Consider the following 21,091-nt stretch of genomic DNA (forward strand, 5'->3'; position numbering starts at 1 on the left):
CGATCGATCGTCTCAGTCACTGGGCACCATCCCGGGAAAGCAGTTCACTCAGCTGGGCGTCGGTCAGCTCGTCGAGTTCCGCCGTGATCAGGTCGGTCACCACCACCGCCAGCTCCGCCACGGTGGTCGCGTCGAACAGGCAGCGCAGCGGCATCTCGACGGCGAGGGCCGCCCGCAGCCGGGCCAGGACCCGGGTGGCCAGCAGCGAGTGCCCGCCGAGTGCGAAGAAGTCGTCGTCGACGCCGATCCGGTCGACGCCGAGGATGTCGGACCAGATCGCGGCGATGGTCTCCTCCGCCGGATTGCGCGGTGCCACGTACCCGCGGGCACCGTCGAGCTGGGGCGGGGTCGGATCGGGCAGCGCCGCCCGGTCGACCTTCTTGCTCGGTGTCAGCGGCAGGGCCGCGACGGTGACCCAGGCCGACGGGATCATGTACGAGGGCAGCGACTCCCGCAGGTACGCCCGTATCCCGTCGAGGTCGGGCCCGGTGTCGTGGGGCCACTCAAGGTAGGCGACGAGCCGCTTGTCGCCGGGCCCGACGTCCTTGGCGACGACGGCGGCTGCGGACACCGCGGGGTGCTTGGCCAACGCGGCTTCGATCTCGGCGAGTTCGATCCGGAAGCCACGGATCTTCACCTGGGTGTCGAGGCGGCCGAGGAACTCGACGGTGCCGTCCGGCCGGTGCCGGACCAGGTCGCCGCTGCGGTAGAGACGTCCTCCCGGTTCGGTCCCGAACGGGTCGGGCACGAACCGCTCCGCGGTCAGCTCGGGCCGGTCGTGATAGCCACGGGCCAGGCGCACGCCGCCGATGCAGAGTTCGCCGGGAACCCCCACCGGAAGCGGACGCAGGCCCGCGTCGAGCACGTACACCCGGGTGCCGGCGACCGCGCGGCCGATGTGCAGGGTGGCCGTGCTGCGCTCGTCGGCGAGGTCACCCGACACCGGGTTGAGCATGCAGGTGACGCTCGCCTCGGTCGGCCCGTAGTTGCAGAGGAACCGGCCGGCCAGACCGGTCGCCGCCCACCGTTGGGCGTCGGCGACGGTCACCACGTCCGAGCCGACGTTCATGAGTTTCAGGCCGGCGAGCCGGTCGACGCCGGACTCCAGCATCTCCCGGTAGTACGCCGGGGTGATCTCCATGATCGTCACGCCGTACCGCTCCAGCTTGGGCGGCAGCTCGCTCGGCGTCCAGAAGACCGGGTCACTCACCACGAGCGTGGCGCCGGCGGCCAGGGTGGCGCCGATCTGATCCATGGCGACGTCGAAGGTGAGCGCCGAGAGCAGGACGACCCGCTCGCCGGGACGCACGCCGTAGTAGTCGGCGATCACCCGGCAGTGGTGCGCGTACGACCGGTGCGAGATCATCACGCCCTTCGGGCGGCCGGTCGACCCGGACGTGTAGATGATGTACGCGAGGTTGTCCGCAACGGTCACCGGTGCCGGGTCGTCCGACGGTGGGCCACCTGCCCCGTCCCCGTCGTCGACGACGAGCACCGGGCGCTCGTCTCCGGCGAACCGCTCGGCGAACCTGCCCGTGGTCACCACCAGGTGCGCACCGGCGTCGGCGAGCATGTAGCGCAGGCGCTCCGGCGGATGTTCCGGGTCGAACGGCGCGTACACCCCGCCGGCCCTGAGCACCGCCAGCAGCACCACGACCGGCGCGAACCCGCGCTCAAGGCAGGAGCCGACGACGACCTCCGGGCCGACGCCCATCGCCCGGAGGCGGTGCGCGAGCGCGTCGACCCGCGCGTTCAGCTCGGCGAACCCGAGCTGCTCCTCCCCGAACACCACGGCCGTCGCGTCCGGGGTCCGGGCCGCCCACCTGGCGAACAGCTCCGGTACCGAGAGGTGCCGTTCGTCGGGCGGGTCGAGCAGGTCCAGCCGGTGCGCGTCGGGGTCCGGCCACCGGTGCACGATCGTGTGGCGTTCGTCGGCGGACAGCAGATCGAGTTCGCTGATCCGGGCGTGCGGGTCGGCGACCATGCCGCTGAGCAGGCGTAGGTACTGGCGGGCGAGGCGTTCGACCGTCGCGCGGTCGAACAGTGCGGTGGCGTACTCGAACCAGCACTCCAGCCGCCCGTCCGGCTGCTCCATGACGGACAGGGTGAGGTCGAACTTCGCCACCGTCACGCCGCTGCCCAGGCCGACCGCGGTGCACCCGGCGAGGGTGGCCGCCGAGGCGTCGGTGCTGTGCTGTACCTCGAACATGATCTGGAACAGCGGGTTGCGGGACAGGTCGCGGTCCGGTTGCAGGGCGTCGACGAGGTGCTCGAACGGCACCTCCTGGTTGGCGAACGCCTTCAGGGTGGTCCGGCGGACCCGGTCGATCAGGTCGAGGGAGCTCGGATCGCCGTCCAGGTCGGCCCGGAGCACGAGGTTGTTGACGAAGAAGCCGATCAGGTCCTCGCTCTCCGGCCGCGTCCGTCCGGCGACCGGGGTGCCGATCGCGATGTCGGTGCGGCCGGTGTGGCGGCCCAGCAACACGTCGAACGCGGCCAGCAGCACCATGAAGAGGGTGGCGCCGGTCCGGTTGCCCAGCTCGCGTGCCGCCACCGCGGCGTCCTGCGGAACGTCGACGATCAGCAGGTCGCCGCGGAGGTCACGCCCGGGCTGGCGGGGCCGGTCGGGGGTGAGCTCGACCGGCACCAGCCCGGCGAGTTGGGCCCGCCAGTACTCGATCTGGCCGTCGATGGTGCCGTCGGCCTGCCGGTCGCGCTGCCAGGCGGCGACGTCGGCGTACTGCACCGCAGGCGGCTGCGTCGACGCACCGGCGGGACCCGCCGCATACGCCTCGTTCAGCTCGCGCAGGAAGATGCCCAGCGACCAGTTGTCGAACGCGATGTGGTGCAGGGTGATCGCGACCAGGTGTTCGTCGGCCGCCGTGTGCACGACCGTGACCCGTAGCGGGCGCTCGACGGTGAGGTCGAACGGTCGGGCGCTCGCCGCCGCGACGATCGCCCTGGCACGTGGCGCGGCGTCCGGGGCGCCGGCCAGGTCCACCACGTCGAAGGCCACCGGGCCGGGGGGATCCACGACCTGCATCGGGATGCCGCCGTCGGCGACGTAGCGGGTGCGCAGCACCTCGTGCCGGGCGCTGACCTGCTCCACCGCGCGGCGCAGGGTCGCGGTGTCGAGCGTTCCGGTGAGGTGGTACACCATCGGGACCAGGTATTCCGCGCTGCCCGGTTCGAGCTGGTCCAGGAACCACAGCCGTTGCTGACCGTACGAGGTCGGCAGGGCGCCGGTGCGGGGTACGGGCACGATCTGCGGTCCGCTGTCGGGTGCCGTGCCCGCGTCGATCGCGGCGGCGACCCGCTCCACGGTCCGTCCGTCGAACAGGGTGGCCACCGTCAGCTCCAGCCCGAACCTGCGGCGCAACCGGTGCGCGAGCCGGATCGCCAGCAGCGAGTGCCCGCCCATCGCGAAAAAGTCGTCCGCCACGCCGACCCGCTCGACCCCGGTCAGCTCGCCCATCACGGTGGCGACGGCCCGCTCGGTGGGCGTTCGTGGCGCGACGTGACCGGGGTCGTCGTCGCGGGGCCGGCTGTCGGGGGCCGGCAGCGCCGACCTGTCGACCTTGCCGTTGGGCAGCGACGGGAGCTCGGCCAGCGGGATGACGCAGGCGGGAACCATCGCGGCGGGCAGCCGGGTGGCGAGGAATCCGGACAGTTCGTCGGGCTTCACCGTCGCCCCGGCGGCCGGCACCACGTACGCCGCGAGTTCCAGGTCACCGGCACCGGAGCGGTAGGCGGTGACCACGGCCGCCGCGACCGCCGGATGCGCCCGGAGCGCAGCCTCCACCTCACCGGGCTCGACGCGCACCCCCCGCACCTTCACCTGTGAGTCGAGGCGGCCGACGAACTCCAGCGTCCCGTCGACACGCCACCTGACGAGATCACCGGTGCGGTACCACCGCTGGCCCGGCCGGCTGGCGAAGGGGTTCGGGGTGAACCGTTCGGCGGTGAGGTCGCCGCGCCCGGCGTAGCCACGGGCGAGGCCGACGCCGCCGATGCACAACTCGCCGGGTACGCCGATAGGCGTGATCCGGTCGGCGGAGTCCACCACGTACAGGTCGACGCCGGGCAGTGCGGCACCGATCGGGACCGTGCCGTCCGTCCCGCCGCGCTCGTAACGCCACGCGGTCGCGTCGATCGAACACTCGGTCGGGCCGTACGTGTTGTACAGCTCCACCTCGATCACCCCGAGCAGTCGCTCGCACAGTTCGGTCGGCAGCGGCTCGCCGGCGGAGCACACCAGCCGCAGTGCCGTGCACGCGGCCAGTTCCGGCTCGTCCACCACGGTCCGCAGCACTGACGGGACGAGTTGCACCACGGTGATCCGGTGCGCCGCGAGCGCACCGACCAGCACGGCGGTGTCGCGGTGCGCGTCCTGCGGCGCCATCACCACGCATCCGCCGGACACCAGCGGCGCCAGGAACTCCCACACCGAGGCGTCGAACCCGATCGTCGTCTTTTGCAGCACGCGGTCGGTGCTGGTGAGCCGGTGCTGGCTCACCGCCCACAGCACCCGGTTGCGGATTCCGCCGTGGGTGATCACGACACCCTTGGGCCGACCGGTGGAGCCGGACGTGTACATGACGTAGGCGGCGTTCGTGGCGTCGAGCGCCACCGGGGACGGTGGCGTGGCGCGGGTGACGTCGGCCCACTGCTCGTCGAGCGCCACCGCCGGTACGCGCCGGGGGATTCGCTGTCGCAGCGCCGTCTCGGTGAGCACCAGCTCGATGCCGGCGTTGTCGATCATGAAGTTCAGCCGGTCGGTCGGCAGGTCGGGTGCCAGCGGGACGTAGACCGCGCCGGCGATGAACGTCCCGAGCAGGGCGGCCACGACATCGGTGCCGCGGTGCATGGCGACACCGACGGCCGTCTCGACGCCGACTCCGCGGGCGTGCAGGAAGCCGGCCACCCCGTCCGCCCTGGACATCAGCTCGGCGTAGGTCAGCTGGACGTCACCGCAGACCACGGCGACCGCGTCCGGCGTGGCCTCGGCCTGGGCCCGGAACAGCTCCGGCAGCAACGCGTCGGGCGCCTCGCCCGGCCCGGGGTTGCCGCCGAGCAGCCGCTGCCGTTCCACGGCCGTCACGGTCGGCACGGCACGCAGCGGCAGCTCCGGCGTCGCCGCGAGGTTCTCCAGGAGCGCCAGGTAGTTGTCGGCCATCCGCTGGACCCGGTCCCGGTCGAAGAGCGCGGTGGGATAGGTCAGCCGGCCGACCCACGACCCGTCCGGCTCCTCGACCATCTGCAGCGACATGTCGAAGGTGGCGCTGAGCACCGGGGTCGGCACCCAGTCGACCTCGATGCCGGGCAGGCTCAACGGCTCCCCCTGGCCGTTGAGGACCGCGAACCCGACCTGGAAGAGGGGGTTACGGGACAGGCCGCGGTCCGGTGCCAGCTCGGCGGCCAGCCGTTGCAGGGGTACGTCCCTGTGTGCGAAGGCGTCCAGTGCCGTCTCGCGGACGCGGGCGAGCAGTTCGACGAAGGTGGGATCGCCGGCCAGGTCGGTGCGCAGCACCACCGTCTGGGCGAGCGAGCCGATCACCGGCTCCAGCTCGATCCGGTTCCGTCCACTTGTCGACACCCCGACACCGAAGTCGAGCTGGTCCGCGTAACGGCTGATCAGGAGCTGGTAGACGGCCAGGAACACCATGAACGGGGTCGCCCGGGCTGCGCGTCCCACGGCGGTTATCCGGGCCGACAGCGACGCCGGCACAGCGAACGCGACCACGTCGCCGGCCGGCGCCCAGACGGCGGGGCGCTGCCGGTCCGTGGGCAGCTCCAGTGGGGTCATGCCGGCCAGCCGCCCCCGCCAGTAGTCCAGTTGCCGCAGGAGCGCCACATCGTCCGCGCGCCACCGGTTCCGCTGCCAGTCGGCGAAGTCGGCGTACTGGACCTCCAGCGGCGTCAACGGCTCCGGCGGTGGTTCCGCGCCCGGGGCGTGGGCCGCGTAGAGCACGCCCAGTTCCCTGGCGAGGATGCCCAGCGACGGGCCGTCGAAGGCGATGTGATGCACGACGATCATCAGGATCGTGTCGTTCGGGGAGAGTTGGACGGTGGTCAGCCGCCAGGGGGTGGCCGTGCGCAGGTCGATGGGTGTGGTCACCGCGACCTCGCCGATCTCCCGTACCCGTCGGTCCTGCTCGTCCGGCGGGTATTCGCTGAGGTCCACCACCGTGATGTCGGCCGGGGCCGGTTCCTCGACGATCTGCACCGGCTGTCCGTCGACGGTCGCATAGCGGGTACGCAGGATCTCGTGCCGGCTGACGAGCGCCGTGAAGGCGGCGGCCAGGGCCGCCCGGTCCAGCGGTCCGCGCAGCCGGAAACCCCAGTGCAGCAGGTACTCCTGGGCACCGGACCGGACCTGGTCGAGGAACCACAGCTGCTCCTGCTCGAACGACAGTCGGAACTGGTTGCCGGTTTCGAGGATGTCGGTCATGCGCGCACCTGCTGCTCCGTCGGTAGGAAGTTCTCCAGGGTGGTGCCCAGGCCGCGGGCCGACGCCGCACGCCGGACCAGGTCGGCCACCGCCAGGTCCAGGCAGCCGAGGCCGAACGGAGAGAACACCGTCACGGCGTCGTCGCTCCTGACGTACCGCTCGCCGGCCACCAGGATCTCGCCCAGCGAGGAGGAGATGAAGTCCCGGTTGCCGGCCTCCTGCTGGGCCAGATCCAACGACGTCGCGGCTCGGCAGACGTGGTCCGCGTCGTCGACGACGTTGACGCTGGACCGGATCGAGTCGGGGGTGAGGTCACGCAACGACAGGTGCAGCACCAGCGTTCCCGGGCGGCAGTGTTCGGTGCCCAGGTGCGGGGTGCCCGCCGTCGTCGCCAGGCAGACGAGTCGGTGGCGGGCCAGGGCGTCGGCCGCGCTCGCGGCCACGTCGACCTGCAACGTCGGCCAGACCGACCGCGCCTCGGCGGCGAAGGACCGCGCCCGGTCCACGCTCAGGTCGTACAGCGTCACGGTCTCCACCGTCGGCAGCACGGCCCGCAGGTACCTCAGCACCTCGAAGGCGATCGGACCGCAGCCGACCAGCGTCACCGCGTTCTCCGGGCGGGACGAGGAGAGCGTGGCCGCCGCCAGGGCGGCGCTGGCGGCCGTACGACCCGCCGAGATCGCCGATGCTTCGAGGACCGCCTCCGGCACACCGGTGTGCACCGAGTTCAGGATCATCACGGCCGACGCGCGGTGCATCCCCCGGCTCAGGTTGCCGGGGAAGGACGACACCCACTTCACGCCGCAGGTGGGTGTGGCGCCACCCAGATAGGCCGGCAGCGCGATGATCCGCTCGCGCTCCCCGTCCGGGAAGCGGAGGAAGACCGACTGCGGTACCCGCGTCCGGCCCTCCGCGTGCGACCGGTACGCCGCGTCCACCGCGGACACCACCTCGCGCTCGGCCCCGTCGAGGACGGCCCGGACCTCACCCGCCCCGATGATCAACACGGCGCCACCTGCACGTCGGGCTTGTTCCACAGATGCGACACGTCACCGAAGTACGTCATGACCCAGTCGTCGTCGTAGATGGTGTCCAGGTAGCGCTCGCCGCGGTCGGGGAAGACCATCGCGCAGGTGGCCCCGGGACGGATCTGGTCGCGGATCTGCTCCAGGCCCGCCACGACGGCACCCGACGAGCCACCGACGAGGATCGCCTCGCGGGCGGCCAGCCGACGGCAGGCCGCGATCGCGTCCACGTCGTCGACGCGGACCACGACGTCGGCCAGGTCGCTGCCGTACAGCTCCGGGCGCACCGATGCGCCGTGGCCGGGGAGCATCCGCCAGCCGACCGCCGGGCCGAAGATCGCACTGCCCAGCGCGTCCACCGCCACGATGGTCACCGGCAGTTGGTGCGTCCGGACGTACTCGGCGCACCCCCGCAGGGTCCCGCAGGAACTCGTGGCACAGAACAGGTAGTCGACCTCGGGCAGGGCGCGCACGATCTCCTGCACGGTCGCGTGGTGTGCCTGCGGGTTGAGCGGGTTCGAGTACTGGTCCGGGCAGTACGCGTGGTCGATCGTCGCGACCAGTTCCCGGACCCGCCGGATACGCACGGGCAGGTACTCACCGGTGGCCGGATCGACGTCGGTGACCACCTCCACCTCCGCGCCGAGGGCGCGCATGACGGCGATGTTGTGCCGGTTGGTCCGCGGGTCGACCACACAGATGAAGCGGATTCCGTAGTATCCGCAGACCTGTGCGAGCCCGATCCCGAGATTGCCGGAACTGGACTCGACCACCACCGACCGTCCGGGTACGAGCCGCCCGTCGCGGATGCGCTCGCGCAGCATCTCCAACGCCGAGCGGTCCTTGATGCTGCCGCCCGGGTTGTGCGACTCCAACTTGGCGAACATCCTGAACGGACTATGTGGGTCGAGCTTCACCAGCTCGACGATCGGTGTCGCCCCGACTGTCGCCAGCACTCCTGACCCGGGGGATGTCTGTTCGGTCATAGAGCCGCTCCTCGAATTGCATCCGCTCCGCGATGCGCCTACCACGAGACTCCTCCGCACGGCCGAGACGGTGCAGGGAAGAACATGCAGACTCACCGGTTGACGCCGGCAGCAGTTCTGCCGGAGGTTCTTCTGTCGTGCTGGTGCTGCCGTCGCCCGCCACGCCGTTCCCACCGGACACGATCACCACCGCGCGGCCGGCGGATCGGCGTCGTAGCGCGCCGGCCAGCGCCACCGCACCGCTCGGCTCCGCGCTGACACCGGCGCGGCGGAGGACGCCCAGGGCGTGGGTGATCGCGTCGTCGGTCACGCCGATCAGGTCGTCGACCCGGTGCCTGATGATCGGCCAGGGAACCGCACCGGGCCGTTGCGCCCGGAGGCCGTCGGCGATCGTCATGGACGGTGGCAGTTCCGTCGGCGTGCCCCGGGCGACCGACACGGCGTACCGGCGGGCGGACATCGGTTCCACCCCGACGACCCGCACCGGCCGGGACAGCGCCGACGCGGCCACGCACACACCGGCCAGCAGGCCCCCGCCGCCGGCCGGTACGAAGATCGTCGACACGGCCGGCACCTCCTCGAACACCTCAAGCCCGACGGTGCCGGCCCCGGCCACCACCAGTTCGTGGTCGGAGGACGGCACGAGGACCGCTCCGGTCGCCGCGGCGATGTCCTCGGCCCGGCGGTCACGCTCGACCACCCCGCCGGCCACCTGCTCCACGACGGCACCGAGCGAGCGGATCACCCGGGCCTTGCCGTCGCTGGCGCCGGCGGCCATCACGATGGTCACCCTGATGCCCAGCGCGGCGCCGAGCATGGCGACGGCGATGCCGTGGTTACCTGACGAACCAGCGACCACCTCGCCCGCGTACCGCGCGAGCATCGCGTTCGCCGCGCCCCGGACCTTGAACGACCCCCCGCGCTGGCGGTGCTCGGCCTTGAGCAGCACCCGCGAATCGAGGGCCAGCAGCGGGGTACGGTCCACCAGGCCCGTGATCCGCGCGGCAGCCGTCCGTACGTCGGCGAGCGTGGGTCCGACACCCGTCGTCCTCATGGCCCGTCCGTGGTGATCGCCCGGCGGTCGGTCTTGCCACTGACGGTGGTGGGTACCCGGTCGATCCGGGCGAACCGTCGCGGGATCATGTGGCGGGGCAGCGTCTCCGCGAGATGCGCCCGCAGTGCCGAGTCCGTCACCTGCGCCGCCGCGCCGGCGACGTGGGCGATCAGGAAGACCCTGCCGTCGACGTCGGTCCCCGCGGTGACCTGCGCACCGGCAACGGCGGGGTGTGCCAGCAGCGCGCCCTCGACCTCGGCCGGGTCGACCCGGTATCCACGGACCTTGATCTGCCTGTCGATTCGTCCGAGGTACACGAGGTCGCCGTCGGGGGTTCTGCGCGCCAGGTCACCGGTGCGGTACATGCGCGCGCCCGGCGCGCCGTGGGGGTCCGGCACGAACCGGGACGCGGTCAACGCCGGCCGGCCGCCGTACCCGCGTCCGACACCACAGCCGCCTATGCACACCTCGCCGACGTCACCGTCGGGCACGGTGTGCAGGCCGTCGTCGAGCAGGCGCACGCTGACGCCGTCGACAGGTGTCCCGATCAGGTCGACAGTGGTGTCGGGGACCGGTGGCACGTCGAAGCGGGTCGAGGTCATCGTGGCCTCGGTCGGACCGTACTGGTTGATCAGCCGTCCGCGCACGCCGTCCCGGCCGCCGGCAATGAGGAACGGCCGCAGCGACTCGCCGCTGGACACGGTCAATCGCAGGTCGGGCAGGTCGCTGTGTCGCAGTGACGTCAGGAACGTCGGGGTGGCCGAGAGGATCGTGTTCACCCCCCACCTCCGGACGGCCGCGACGAACTCACCGGCCCGCAGCAGGGTGGAGCGCGGCACCAGGACCACCTGCCCGCCGGCGACGAGCGGGGCGAACATGTCGCGGATCGAGGCGTCGTACCCGAACGGGGCGAGTTGCAGCACCACGGTGTCCGGACCGAGTCCGTAGTCGTCGACGATGAACCGCAGGTAGTTGGTGACGCCGCGGTGCTCCAGCAGCACCGCGTTCGGCGGTCCGGAGGAGCCGGAGGTGTGACTCACGTAGGCGAGCGAACGGGGCGCCAACGGTCGCAGGGTGGCCGGCACGTCGGGCGCGTCGACGAAGACGGTCGGGCCGTCGACGGGGAGGCCGGGTCGTCCGGCCCGGGACGGCGTGGTGACCAGGATCCTGGCCTGCGCCGTGCGGACCATGGCCGCCAGCCGCTGATCGGGCAGCTCGGTGTTGAGGGTGAGGAAGGCACCGCCGGCCCGGAGCACGGCCGCCATCGCGATGACGGCCTCCGGGCCCCGGTCGACCAGGACCGCACACACCTGCTCCGGCCCGACGCCCCGGGCGACCAGCGCGCGGGCCAGCCGATCGGTCCGGGCGGCGAAGTCCCCGTAGCACACGACGGTGTCCGGGGTGACGATCGCCGGCGCGGCGGGCCGGGTGGCGGCGTGGGTGGAGATGTCGTCGAGAAAGGTGGTCACCGTCCCGCTCCGCCGCTCGGCGGGCCGGCGACACACCACTCCAGGACCGCGCGGGCGCTGTGGTACTTGTTCTCGGCCTGCATGAAGGCGATGCTCCTGGGCCCGTCGAGCACCGCGGCGGTCACCTCCTCGCCCCGGTGCGCCGGCAGGTCGTGCATGAACGCCGCGTCCGGGACGGCCGCCATCAACGCCTCGTCGACCTGGAACGGGGCGAACTCGGAACGCCAGTGGGGGTTCGGCTTCGTCGAGCCCGTGGTCTGCCAACGGGTGGTGTAGACGATGTCGACCGGCGGCAGGTCGGACAGGTCGTGCCGCTGTTTGACGCGCGCGCCGGTGCGCCGGGCGGACGCCGCCGCCTGGTCGAGGTACCGCTGTTCGACGCCGTACCCGGCTGGGGTACGCAGGTGCAGCTCGGTGCCGGGGTACCGGGACAGGGCGAGCGTCAGCGCGGAGGCGGTGTTGTTGCCTTCCCCCACGTACAGCACCCGTACGCCCTCCACCCGGGCGAAGTGCCTGACGATCGTGGTGAGGTCGGCGAGGGCCTGCGTCGGGTGTTCGACGGCGCTCATCGCGTTGATCACCGACATCTGCTTCTGGCCGGCGTACGCCCGGAGTTCGGCCTCCGGCCCGGCGGTACGGGCGACCAGCACGTCCAGCATGCCGGACAGCACCGCACCGGTGTCCTCGACGGACTCGCCGGTGGCCAGTTGCAGGTCGGCGGGGCCGTAGGTGACGAGTCCCGCGCCCAGCCGCAGCGCACCGGCGGAGAACGCGGTCCGGGTACGGGTGGACGTCTTACGGAACAGCACACCGACGACCGCCCCGGACAGCGGCTGGCCGGCACCTGCGGTACCCCGTGAGTACTCGACGCCGCGCTCGACGATCCAGCGCAGTTCGTCGTCCCGGAGGTCGTCGATGGAGATCAGGTGGCGTCGCTCGGCCATGTCGAGCCCCCTTCCGGTTGGCGGTCGCCGTGACCAGAGCCTGCGCGAGGCAGGGGACCGCCGAACAGGGACGGGACCGCACGACGCGTCTGCGCGTTCGTCTCTGTGGCGGGTGCGGGTCGGCCGGGCAGGATCGGGCCCACCTACTCGGATCACCCGACCAGCCGGAGGGGCCATGACTGACGACGGTGTCTACCGCGTCGTACGCAACGACGAGGAGCAGTACTCGATCTGGTGGGCGGACCGGGAGCTGCCGCCCGGCTGGACCGCCGAAGGGACGTCCGGGTCGAAGCAGGAGTGCCTGGACCACATCGCGGTGGTGTGGTCGGACATGCGGCCGCGGAGCCTGCGTGAGCAGATGGCGCAGGCCTGAGGGACTGCGGAGACCGTGGTGGACGGGCAGCGCCAACTCCGAGGAGACATCATGACCGCCCCGACAATCGAGTCCGAGGTCCGTAGCTACTGCCGGAACTGGCCTGTCGTGTTCGACCACGGGCGGGGCAGCCGGCTGTTCACCCACGACGGCCGCGGCTACCTCGACTTCTTCACCGGTGCCGGCGCCCTCAACTACGGCCACAACCACCTGGTGCTCAAGCGGGCCCTGCTGGACTACCTCGAGCAGGACGGGGTCACCCACAGTCTCGACATGCTGACCGCCGCCAAGCAGGACTTCCTCACCGAGTTCGGCTCGCGGATACTCGGCCCGCGCCGGTTGGACTACCGGGTGCAGTTCCCCGGGCCCACCGGAGCCAACAGCGTCGAGGCCGCGCTCAAACTCGCCCGCAAGGTGACCGGACGCCACACCGTCGTCGCCTTCACCCGCGCCTTCCACGGCATGTCGCTCGGCGCCCTGGCCGTCACCGGAAACACCGCCGTACGCGCCGGCGCCGGGATTCCGCTCGGACACACCTGGCGCATCCCGTACGACGGCTTCGCCGACGGCCAGGTGTCCGGGCTCACCCTGCTCGACAGCATGCTCGCCGACAGCAGCAGCGGAATGGAACTACCGGCCGCTGTCATCGTGGAAACCGTGCAGGGTGAGGGCGGCGTCAACCCGGCCCGCGCCACCTGGCTCGCCGACCTCGCCGAACTGTGCGCCCGTCGCGAGATCCTGCTGATAGTCGATGACATCCAGATGGGCTGCGGCCGCACCGGCCCGTTCTTCAGCTTCGAACACGCCGGCGTCACCCCCGACATCGTCTGCCTCTCCAAGTCCATCAGCGGATACGGCCTGCCGATGTCCCTCACGCTCTTCCGCACCGAACTCGACGTGTGGCAACCCGGCGAACACAACGGGACCTTCCGCGGCAACAACCCCGCGTTCGTCACCGCGACCGCCGCACTGAAGGAGTTCTGGACCGACAGCAGGCTGGAGAAGCAGACAGCGGAACGGGACATCCTGTTCGACGAGCACCTGACGGAGCTCGCCGGGCGGTACCCGGCGCAGATGGCGGCGTCCCGTGGCCGGGGCCTGGTGTGGGGTCTGGCCTTCCGGGAGCCGCACACGGCCGGCCGGGTCGCCCGGGAGGCGTTCTCCCGTGGGCTGCTGGTGGAGACAGCCGGCCCCGGCGACGGGGTGGTGAAGCTGATGCCGTCCCTGACATCGACGGACGAGGAGCTGTCCGAGGGTCTCGGCGTCCTGGGGGAGGCGGTGGCGGCAGCGGTCGGCTACTGAGCGAGATCGGCACCACGTCGGCCCCGCGCCCTGTCCACCCGCGATCGGGCTCCGTCCCCCTCCATCACGTTCGGGGCTGTCGGAACCATCGGCGTTCCGGGCGGGACGGTCGACGCCGGCCGGCCCGGGAGGCCGGCCGGCGGCTGGTCAGAAGTCGCTGTCGGTGTCGTTCCGGCCCCCGCTGGGGATGTCGTCGATGGTCTTCGACGAACCCCCGACGTCCCGCCTCGGCAGGCCACCCAGCATCCGGGCGAGCTGCTCGTCGGCCAGTTCCACGCCGTCAGCCGGAATCGTATCGATCCGTACGGTCTTGCGCATCATGTCGTACCCCTGTTCACCCTGAGGGAGCGTCCGGCTGCTCGGCCGGACGAACACCAGTGTGTGCCGCTGGGAACCGCCAGGGACCGGGGGTTTCCCTGGTTCCCGGCCCCAGTCTCGGGCTGGCGGGGTGTGTTCGACGGGGCGTTAGGAGGCCGGGGGCGCGATCGCTCCAGCGCCGGCCCGGCCGCGCGTCCGGCGGACACACGCGGCTCGCCGTCGGCGCAGAATCAGGGATTGAGGGCCGATCCTCAACGCTCGTCGTCGAGGCACTCAAGATCGCACAGGGTCATGGCAAGAAGTTCGAAGACGACGAGCCTCGAACGCGCGATTTCACACTGATGGTGGCGCAGATACCCTGCGGAAATGGAGGCGCGGGGTTACGCAGACGAGCTCGGGCCGATCCTCGCCACCTGCACGGCGGAGGTGGCGAGCAGGCTGGCGCGGTTCCGCTCGGCGGCGGAGGAGGCCGGAGGCGGCGTCGAAGGCATCCTGGTCGACGTGTTCGTCGACCAGGATGGCGAGGGGCCTTTCGACGTGTGGGCGCGCTTCTGTGGTGACGCCGCGTTCACGCTGAATCAGCGGTTCGACGGGGAGCGCCACCTTTTCGGGGTCGAGTGGGGCGAGGAGGGCTGGGAGCCCGACGTGCCGGGGCGTCCGCGCGGTTGGACGCGCGACGACCTCGAACGGGCCGTGCTCGCGGTGGTCACCGAGTGGATCTCGCCGGTCGTCCCGCAGGGGCCACCGGGAGTATTCTGGCGGATCAGCACCCCGGACGGAGTGACCGCGTGAGCACGCCGACCGTGGGACGACTCTCGTTCCGCACGGTCTTCGGCGGACCGGGGATTCCCGGTGAGGTGATCACCGAGCTCAAACGTCTCCAGAGAGAGCTTCGCGGTCGGGAGTGGGGTTACGACTACGACCTGTTCGTGACGGTGGGCGGCGACCTCAGCGTCGTGTCCGAGCCCACGGGGCTGCGACGTCCCCGGGTGCACCTCGCCGCACGGACCGTGAGCGGTGAACTCCGGTACAACAGCGAGGAGGTGTTGCGGGCCGAGCAGCCCGCAGCCCTGTTGCGCAGCGGGCTGCTCGACGCGCTCGAGAAACTCGTGGCACGGGTCGCCGCCCGCGACGTCGAGTTCGATGCGGGCACCGAGCGGGCGCGTCTCGCTTCGCTGCGCGATGGAGAATCGGTGTGACGCGCCCCGAGTTCGTGACCTACGACGGTCTGCCGGCCGCGTCGGGCGGAGCACGCTCCGGCAACGGATACCGGTCGGTTCGGATCCCGCCGCCTACCAACCCGTAGCTCTGCGGGGAATGACTTGCCCGAGCTGCGGTCTCCCGTCCGGAAGTCAGCTCGTCGCACCGATCGTGGTCAGGGGAATACGGTCGATGACGTCTCGCACCTTGGTAAGACCGAGATCGCCGCACCCGACGAGTGCGAGACGCTTCAGCGAAGTCAGCTCAGCCAGCACCTCGATGCCTCGAATCTTGCGGCAGTACTGGATGTCGAGCCGGGTCAGCTCGGGAAGTTCCCGCAGCGCGGAGATATCGGACAGGGCACGGAGGTTCTTCAACCGCAGCGATTCGAGACTCGGCAGCGCCTGGATGCCGTCGAGCGAGGCGAGCTTCGTTCCCGAGAGCAGGCCGAGCCGTCGTAATGGACGGCTGGAGACGGTTTCGAAGATCCTCTCGCCCGGCGGGACGTTCAGCACGTTCAGCTCATGAAGTGGCAGCCGCAGCGCCTCCCGCAGATTCGCCTGCGCTCGGTCCGGCTTCAACGAAACGGTTCGAAGCAGGGGAAACGCCGAGACATCGAATCGAAAGACATCGCTGACGAAGAGGGTCGTCAGGCGGGGCAGCACCACGCCCGGCCACGTGAGCACGCGCCCGTGCTCATCGAGAATGCGTAGTTCCTCCAACGACTCGGGAAGGTCACCCGGGTGGATCCCTATCACCAGCGAGGGCTCCGAGCTGTTGCCGCTGATCGTGAGAGAGGTGAGGTTCTCCATCTCGCCGATGATCTCCGGCAGGCGCTCAAGTCGGTCATCGTGCGGTGCCCACAGTTGCACCGTGCGGATCTGAGCCAATCGCTCGGGGAGGATCGGTTCGTCGAAGAACACCAGTTCCCGCTCCGGCCCGAACACGCTGCGGTCGTTGCGTCTGCGCAACAGGACGATGCCGGTGTTCACAAGACACCACGGTATCCGGCGAGCGGCGTAAGTACCGCTTGCCGAGCGGTTTCGAGGGACGGCGACGTCGGGATACGCCGCGACAACCCGGCCTGACCGCCATTTCGGCAGGTCGGAACCCTCACGATCTGGCGCGCCCGAGGGGAAGTCAGGGGTCGGTGAAATCCGTCAGGCTGAGCAGGGTCTCGTAGGGAGTGGTGCCGTCTCGGCGCGAGCGGGACAGCACGAGGTCGGTCCAGTAGGCAGCCAGGACGCGGCTGAGCTCCCGGGCGAACTCACTGTCGAACGGCTCGCCTGGTCGACAACGCCGCCCGTACCACTCCAGCCGGGCAGCCAGTGCCCCGGCGAGGGTCAGGAGCTGACCGGGAAGCACGACGACATGGTTCGCCGCCAGCGTGCGGAGCATCGCGGTGCCCGTCGCTCCTCGGGGGACGGAGAGGTTGTGGGCCAGCAGAAGGTAGGTGCCCGGTCGTATCGCCGCAAGATCGGAGTTCACCAGCTCGCGCCCCCAGGTGGTAGCCACGACGACGCCGCCGCGGTCGAGGCACTCAGCCGGGAAGCGGCCGGGCTGAGCGGGCACGCGTCTCGTGTTGGCAGGAACATCGGTGCGGCCACGTCCGTCCTGGTAGGCGATGTCGCAGACCGTCAGGTCCCGGTAGCCCTGATACACCAGGTGACTGAGCAGGCGGGTGCCCATCGCCCCGGCGGCGCCGATCACGGCGATCGGCGTTTCGGGTGGCACGTGGAGCCGGTCGAAGGACGCCACCAGTCCGACAGCGGCATAGGCGGCCTTCGCGCCACAGCCTCCCAACTCTTGGCGTATCCCGAGGACGTGGGGCGTCGATCGGTGCAGCAGATCGGCGGTCGACGCATAGGGTCCGAAATCCGGAGTGAGCGTGATTCGACCGCGTTGCCCGTTGAGGTAGTCGCCGATGCTCGCCAGAATCGGCGTCAGCGTGGCCTCGAAGCGGGGATGGCTCGGGTTTCTGAGCAGCGTGAAGGTCGCCTCGTCACGGATCCGCACGATGCACCGCGCGCTGCCGACGCGGCTGTGCCGGAAACCTCCCGGTGTGGTGTGAGCGAATCGATCGAGTGCCCCCTGTTGCAACGCATGGGTGATCATCAGATTCTTCAGCAGACTCTCACCCCACAGCAGGTCACCCAGGAGAATCCGAGCGTCCGCCTCCCCGACGCCCGGCCCGACCAGACGCAGCCCACCATAGGCATAGTCGTCCGTGTCGCGACGGAGGCTGCCGATCCACGCGTCGAACCCCCGCCCCTGGATCTTGTCTATCACTGCGCCGTCGCGACGAGACTGTTGAGCTGCCATGATCGATCCACCTTTCGAGGTGACCGGTGTCGATGACGTCACGGACGGGGCGGGCGGACCCTGGTGCGGGCGCGCACTCCTGACCGGGCGCACGGGTACCACCAGCGGACCTCGCAGATCTGCCGGTCGAAGCCAGGCCGGCGGTGGTCCGGGTACGCGTGCGCCACCTGCATGCCCCCTGGACGGCCGCCGGACGTTCCGCGAACAGCTTCCGGGGGTCCTGGAGCGTCCCTGCGCCGCACAACCCGGTCGATCTCCCCGATCGCGTCGGTGGTGCGTCGCGCTCGGAATCGACGTCGCGCCGCGCCGTCGTCAGCGATACGCCACCGTCCCGAACCGGGCCACACCGGCAGCCTCGACATGTTCTACCGCCACATCAGCCGAGGGCGCGTCGAAGCCGACCTGACCGCCCCGCCCTGGCGCCCGACGTCTGACCCGCCACCTCCTGACCGCACCCGACAGTTCGAAGGACATCAGCCGACCCCCAGCGGGGCTCGCACCGGCGCGTGCCCGCAGATGACCGCCCCGGCCAACGTCATCTCCCCGGTGGGCGCACCTCCGAGAGCAGTTTCGTAGGCCATCCTCGGCTCACCTCGGACGAACGGCACCATCTCCGTTGGGGATGGCGCCCGCGCAGTTCTGGGCCACAAAAACTTCTGGGTGACGCTCGCCGCCGACAATCCGCTGGTCGCCACCACCGGTACCGGCTACGTCGCCATCACCGCCGCGACCGTGACCCGATCGTCCCGGGTCGCAGCGCCTCGACAGCCACGGCAGCGCCACCATGCCGCCCCACGACCCATGGGCCAGGTCATCCGTCACGCGGGACCAGCAACCTGCGTCCGGCCTACCCAGTAGCCCCAGCCTCGCTTGACAAGCGGCTGTTCGCAGCCTCGCGCCGCAGCTCGCGGCGGTGCGTCCCCGCAGGTCGGCCCCGATGCAGTGGGGTACGACATTCGTGGCCGGCCGGCCGCCCAGCGGGGTGGGTCACCACCCACGAGGGACTGCCACGATGCACGCATGTCGATTCCGCCACGACGTGACCCCGACCTGACGCGCGGGACCGCCTCCCCAGCGACGCTGCCTGGCACTCGACAGTTCGGCAGATGTCCGCCCGCCATCGAGCTGATTCGAAGGGTCTGTGCGGGAGCGTCCGGGTCCGGCGGAGCCGACCCGGGTGGTCTGCTGTTCCTGGAGGGCGGCGTCGGCATGGGCAAGAGCCAGCTGCTGCGGGGCGTGGTCGAGACCGCCCGGACCATGGGCGTGTCGGTGCGCACCGTCCGCGCCCGGTGCGACCAGCGCGACAGCGACGGATACGTCGTGGGTCAGCTCGTGGCCGGCGGGCGGACCGACGGCACGGAGGGACTGCGGCTCGCGGTCGCCGCCGAGGCGGGTCGATCGGGCGCGCTCATCGCCATCGACGACGCGCACTGGATGGATCGCGCCTCGATGTCCTGGCTCGCCGGACTGCGGTGGCACACGCCCGCGCTTCCGCTGGCCCTGATCCTGACCGGCTGTTCCGGCGCATGGGTCGGGGACGTCGAGCGACTCGCCGGGTCGACCCCGGGTGGCCACCGCTGGGTCCTGGACCACCTGGACGTGTGGGAAACGCATGCCTTCCTGAGCTGGCAGCTCGGGGTGCCGGTTCCGTGGGAGGTCGGCGCGGCGGCGCAGCGGGAGGTCGGCGGCAACCCCAAGCTGCTCACCCAACTCCTGACGATCATGATCGTCACGCGGTCGCCGCTGACCGCGCCGGCGGTCGCTCACGTCGCGGGGACGCACGCCGCCGCCATCGGCCGCCCGGTCACCGCTCGTGTCGAGGCAGCGGGAGCAGAGCTCGTCGCGGTCTGTCGGGCTCTCGCCGTGCTGACCACCGCCGAGATCACGACGGTAGCGGCGGTGCTGGGGCTGACGCCGCAACGGGTCGACCACCTGGTGCGCGCTCTGATCGACATGGGGGTGGTCGGGATGACCGCCAGCACGGGGCTCACACTCACCCAGCCGGTGGTCCGGTATGCGTTGAGTCACGGTGTCGCCGACCCCGACCGGTACCACGTGCCCGCCGCCCGGCACGGCCGGGGCCAGAGCGGCGTCAGGCACCCTCGGACGCCGGCCAGCCCGGCACGCCGGCCCGCACCGGCTGACCCGGCGCTGCTGACCCCCCACCAGCACCGCATCGCCGGACTGGTGATCGCCGGAAACACCAACCGGCAGATAGCCGGGCAGCTCCGGGTGAGCCCCCGTGCCGTGGAGTTCCACCTGACCACCATCTACCGCAAGCTGGGCATCGCCCGACGGGCGCAGCTCGCCGCCGCCCTCACCCGCCTGCTCTCCTGAGTGGAGCTGGGGAGGTCACCACCGTGCCGAGCCGTGCCGGCGTAGCTCGGCACGGGCCACGAGCCGCCGGTGCACCTCGTCCGGCCCGTCGGCGATCCGGAGCACCCTGGTCAGCGCGGCCAACTGAGCCAGCGGGGTGTCCGGTGAGAGAGCGGCGGCGCCGTGTAGCTGGGATGGCGCGGTCGACCACGGTGGGAACCTCAGCCTCGACGGCCGAGACGGCCGAGCGCGCCTGATCGCCACCGACCGTGTCGACCAGCCAGGCGCGGTGCAGCACCTGCCACAGTTCGCCGGCGGTGCTCGCACCGGCGACCACGACGCCCAGACCCACCATCGTGACCGGCCTACCTCCTGTCGCCGGTGGTGCCGTCACGGCTAGAGGCGGAACAGCAGGCCGCCGCTGTACCATCCAGCGCCCGCGGTGGGGGTGAGCAGAAGCTGACCCGGCCGGAAGCGGCCGATCGCCACGTTCTCCGACAACGTCGTCGGGATCGTCGCGCTGGCGGTGTTGCCGGCGGTCGCGAAGTTCGTCACCACCCGATCGTCAGCAAGATCCAGCTCGGCTGTGAACGCCGTGTGGACGGCGTGGGTTCCCGGGTGCGGCACGACCCAGTCGATGTCGTGCAGGGTCACGCCGTTGCGGCCCAGCAGTTCGTCCACCGCGCCGAGCTGGGTCTTCCGGGCCAGCTCCACCATGGCCCGGCGACTGCGCAGCAACCCGTTCTCCTCCTCGATCACGCAGGCGTCGGCGTCGCCCCCGCTCGTGTGCAGCACGGAGTCGAGCAGTCCGTCCTCCGCGCCGGCCTCCCGGCCCAGGGCGACGGCGCCTGCGGCGTCACCGACGACCAGCGCGCTGCGACTGCCCGGACGCCCCCGGCGGGAGAACTGTTCCGAGGCGACGACCACCGCCCGGCGCGCTCCGGGGGTGGTGCGCAGGAGAGCTGCGGCGAGTTGCACCCCGTGTACCCAACCGGCGCAGCCGCCGCAGACATCGAAGGCCAGGGCCCGAGCCGACCCCAGTTCGGTCGCGACCTGCGGTGCGGTCTCTGGGAAGTAGCGGCGGGTGGTGCAGTTGGCGAGCACGAGCAGGTCCAGCTCGTCGGCGCTGGTGCCGGCGGCGCGCAGCGCCGCCTCGGTGGCCCGGACCGCCATGGCGGTGACGGTTTCGGCGGCGCTGGCGACGTATCTGCTGCGCACACCCACCTCCGCGGCGACCTCCGGCGGGTTCGGCTGCACCGTGGCCGGGTAGTAGTGTCCGAAGCCCAGCAGCCGGATCCCGGCGCCAGCCCATACTCCCCGCATCCCGGCCT

Annotated in this window: 15 protein-coding genes and 1 pseudogene; 5 read left to right on the forward strand and 11 right to left on the reverse strand. The window is 71.2% G+C overall.

Going from position 1 to position 21,091, the window contains the following annotated elements; all coding sequences use genetic code 11:
* Positions 1–16 precede the first annotated feature (16 nt).
* The 6 genes and pseudogenes from Q2K16_RS18965 to Q2K16_RS18990 form a co-directional block, all read right to left on the reverse strand.
* The gene (locus Q2K16_RS18965) at positions 17–6,451 is read right to left on the reverse strand and encodes a non-ribosomal peptide synthetase (protein ID WP_302738932.1); all 6,435 of its coding nucleotides are present in this window, start codon (positions 6,449–6,451) and stop codon (positions 17–19) included.
* On the reverse strand, positions 6,448–7,458 hold the full coding sequence (sbnB, locus tag Q2K16_RS18970) for a 2,3-diaminopropionate biosynthesis protein SbnB (RefSeq protein ID WP_302738934.1): 1,011 nt from the start codon (positions 7,456–7,458) through the stop codon (positions 6,448–6,450). The genes Q2K16_RS18965 and sbnB overlap by 4 nt, the downstream gene beginning before the upstream one ends.
* A complete protein-coding gene (gene sbnA / locus Q2K16_RS18975) occupies positions 7,452–8,462 on the reverse strand; it encodes a 2,3-diaminopropionate biosynthesis protein SbnA (protein ID WP_302738936.1) in 1,011 nt (336 codons plus the stop codon). The genes sbnB and sbnA overlap by 7 nt, the downstream gene beginning before the upstream one ends.
* Positions 8,463–8,577: 115 nt before the next feature.
* Positions 8,578–9,516: pseudogene (locus tag Q2K16_RS18980) on the reverse strand (threonine ammonia-lyase); the annotation flags it as partial.
* On the reverse strand, positions 9,513–10,985 hold the full coding sequence (locus tag Q2K16_RS18985; RefSeq protein ID WP_302738938.1) for an amino acid adenylation domain-containing protein: 1,473 nt from the start codon (positions 10,983–10,985) through the stop codon (positions 9,513–9,515). The pseudogene Q2K16_RS18980 and the gene Q2K16_RS18985, both read right to left, overlap by 4 nt.
* The gene (locus Q2K16_RS18990; protein ID WP_302738939.1) at positions 10,982–11,929 is read right to left on the reverse strand and encodes an ornithine carbamoyltransferase; all 948 of its coding nucleotides are present in this window, start codon (positions 11,927–11,929) and stop codon (positions 10,982–10,984) included. Before Q2K16_RS18990 ends, Q2K16_RS18985 begins: the two co-directional genes overlap by 4 nt.
* A 175-nt stretch (positions 11,930–12,104) precedes the next feature.
* On the opposite strand from Q2K16_RS18990, the gene Q2K16_RS18995 reads away from it, so the two are divergent.
* A complete protein-coding gene (locus Q2K16_RS18995) occupies positions 12,105–12,302 on the forward strand; it encodes an MbtH family protein (protein ID WP_302738941.1) in 198 nt (65 codons plus the stop codon).
* 51 nt (positions 12,303–12,353) lie between these two features.
* Entirely contained in the window at positions 12,354–13,604 is a 1,251-nt protein-coding gene (gene ectB / locus Q2K16_RS19000) for a diaminobutyrate--2-oxoglutarate transaminase (RefSeq protein ID WP_302738943.1), read from the forward strand.
* A gap of 147 nt (positions 13,605–13,751) precedes the next feature.
* On the opposite strand, the gene Q2K16_RS19005 is transcribed toward ectB, so the two are convergent.
* Entirely contained in the window at positions 13,752–13,925 is a 174-nt protein-coding gene (locus Q2K16_RS19005) for a putative ATP-grasp target RiPP (RefSeq protein WP_302738944.1), read from the reverse strand.
* 363 nt (positions 13,926–14,288) lie between these two features.
* Between Q2K16_RS19005 and Q2K16_RS19010 the strand changes: the two genes are divergently transcribed.
* Both Q2K16_RS19010 and Q2K16_RS19015 read left to right on the forward strand, forming a co-directional pair.
* A complete protein-coding gene (locus tag Q2K16_RS19010) occupies positions 14,289–14,714 on the forward strand; it encodes a DUF6389 family protein (RefSeq protein WP_302738946.1) in 426 nt (141 codons plus the stop codon).
* Positions 14,711–15,121 (forward strand): hypothetical protein, encoded by a 411-nt coding sequence (locus Q2K16_RS19015; RefSeq protein ID WP_302738948.1) that lies wholly within the window; start codon positions 14,711–14,713, stop codon positions 15,119–15,121. Before Q2K16_RS19010 ends, Q2K16_RS19015 begins: the two co-directional genes overlap by 4 nt.
* 153 nt (positions 15,122–15,274) lie before the next feature.
* Here Q2K16_RS19015 and Q2K16_RS19020 read toward each other — a convergent pair whose 3' ends face one another.
* Both Q2K16_RS19020 and Q2K16_RS19025 read right to left on the reverse strand, forming a co-directional pair.
* Positions 15,275–16,114 carry a leucine-rich repeat domain-containing protein gene (locus Q2K16_RS19020; RefSeq protein ID WP_302738950.1) on the reverse strand — a complete coding sequence of 280 codons (840 nt, stop codon included), beginning with the start codon at positions 16,112–16,114 and terminating at the stop codon, positions 15,275–15,277.
* Between the two features lie 148 nt (positions 16,115–16,262).
* Positions 16,263–17,444, reverse strand: coding sequence for a Rossmann-fold NAD(P)-binding domain-containing protein (locus Q2K16_RS19025; protein WP_302738951.1), 1,182 nt, complete (start codon positions 17,442–17,444; stop codon positions 16,263–16,265).
* A 1,020-nt stretch (positions 17,445–18,464) separates the two neighbouring features.
* On the opposite strand from Q2K16_RS19025, the gene Q2K16_RS19030 reads away from it, so the two are divergent.
* Positions 18,465–19,781, forward strand: a complete 1,317-nt coding sequence (locus Q2K16_RS19030; RefSeq protein WP_368052488.1) for a LuxR C-terminal-related transcriptional regulator — start codon at positions 18,465–18,467, stop codon at positions 19,779–19,781.
* Between the two features lie 15 nt (positions 19,782–19,796).
* Here Q2K16_RS19030 and Q2K16_RS19035 read toward each other — a convergent pair whose 3' ends face one another.
* Together Q2K16_RS19035 and Q2K16_RS19040 are read right to left on the reverse strand one after the other, a co-directional pair.
* Complete coding sequence (locus Q2K16_RS19035; protein WP_368052489.1) at positions 19,797–20,087, reverse strand: acyl-CoA dehydrogenase family protein; 291 nt, start codon at positions 20,085–20,087, stop codon at positions 19,797–19,799.
* Positions 20,088–20,156: 69 nt separating this feature from the next.
* On the reverse strand, positions 20,157–21,083 hold the full coding sequence (locus Q2K16_RS19040) for a ketoacyl-ACP synthase III (RefSeq protein WP_302738955.1): 927 nt from the start codon (positions 21,081–21,083) through the stop codon (positions 20,157–20,159).
* Positions 21,084–21,091 lie beyond the last annotated feature (8 nt).

Source organism: Micromonospora cynarisoli (assembly GCF_030518815.1).
Taxonomy (GTDB): Bacteria; Actinomycetota; Actinomycetes; order Mycobacteriales; family Micromonosporaceae; genus Micromonospora; species Micromonospora wenchangensis.

Bases quoted from the DNA above. Each gene is read 5' to 3' on its own strand.
- Q2K16_RS19040 (WP_302738955.1), bottom strand. From the start codon at position 21,083: ATGCGGGGAGTATGGGCTGGCGCCGGGATCCGGCTGCTGGGCTTCGGA.
- sbnA (WP_302738936.1), bottom strand. From the start codon at position 8,462: ATGACCGAACAGACATCCCCCGGGTCAGGAGTGCTGGCGACAGTCGGG.
- Q2K16_RS19030 (WP_368052488.1), top strand. From the start codon at position 18,465: ATGTCGATTCCGCCACGACGTGACCCCGACCTGACGCGCGGGACCGCC.
- ectB (WP_302738943.1), top strand. From the start codon at position 12,354: ATGACCGCCCCGACAATCGAGTCCGAGGTCCGTAGCTACTGCCGGAAC.
- Q2K16_RS18965 (WP_302738932.1), bottom strand. From the start codon at position 6,451: ATGACCGACATCCTCGAAACCGGCAACCAGTTCCGACTGTCGTTCGAG.
- Q2K16_RS19010 (WP_302738946.1), top strand. From the start codon at position 14,289: ATGGAGGCGCGGGGTTACGCAGACGAGCTCGGGCCGATCCTCGCCACC.
- Q2K16_RS19025 (WP_302738951.1), bottom strand. From the start codon at position 17,444: ATGGCAGCTCAACAGTCTCGTCGCGACGGCGCAGTGATAGACAAGATC.
- Q2K16_RS19005 (WP_302738944.1), bottom strand. From the start codon at position 13,925: ATGATGCGCAAGACCGTACGGATCGATACGATTCCGGCTGACGGCGTG.
- Q2K16_RS18995 (WP_302738941.1), top strand. From the start codon at position 12,105: ATGACTGACGACGGTGTCTACCGCGTCGTACGCAACGACGAGGAGCAG.
- Q2K16_RS18990 (WP_302738939.1), bottom strand. From the start codon at position 11,929: ATGGCCGAGCGACGCCACCTGATCTCCATCGACGACCTCCGGGACGAC.